Source organism: Pseudomonas sp. SID14000 (assembly GCF_002165135.1).
Taxonomy (GTDB): Bacteria; Pseudomonadota; Gammaproteobacteria; order Pseudomonadales; family Pseudomonadaceae; genus Aquipseudomonas.
This window is the reverse complement of record NZ_NFZQ01000168.1, coordinates 1-388: the sequence shown is the minus strand read 5'-3', so window position 1 is coordinate 388 and position 388 is coordinate 1. Positions and strand designations below refer to the sequence as shown.

At 75.8% G+C, this 388-nt stretch carries 1 protein-coding gene; it reads right to left on the bottom strand.

Going from position 1 to position 388, the window contains the following annotated elements; all coding sequences use genetic code 11:
- The coding region (locus tag CAY82_RS27800) for a hypothetical protein (RefSeq protein WP_218190871.1) at window positions 1–388 on the bottom strand (388 nt) is incomplete at both ends.

The window sequence follows — 388 nt, the reverse complement described above, 5'->3', positions numbered from 1 at the left end:
CCCGCCTCCGGTGGCCACCCGGTCGGCACGGCGAAGCATGGCATCCGCACGGGGTCCGTGGCCGGCGGCCTTCGCCAGCGGGGCCGCCCGCAGCAAGGACAGCGCCTCCCAGAGGAGCCCGCCGGAGTGAGCGTGTTCCTGGGCCGCGTCGTGGAACAGACGCGCGGCAGCGCTGGTATCGCCCCGCTGCTCGGCGATCGCGGCCTGGGCGCGCAACGCCGCCGCGCGTTGGCCCGCAAGCCCTATGTGGGCCGCCTCCTCCGCAGCCCGGGAGGCCCAGCTTGCCGCCTGGTCGAGGTCGCCGGTCGCGATGGCGGCATTGGTCAGCGTCTCCAGTTGGGCCGGGCGGAGCGAAGGCTGCAGCCGCAGAAGTTCGGGGCCGCCTCCC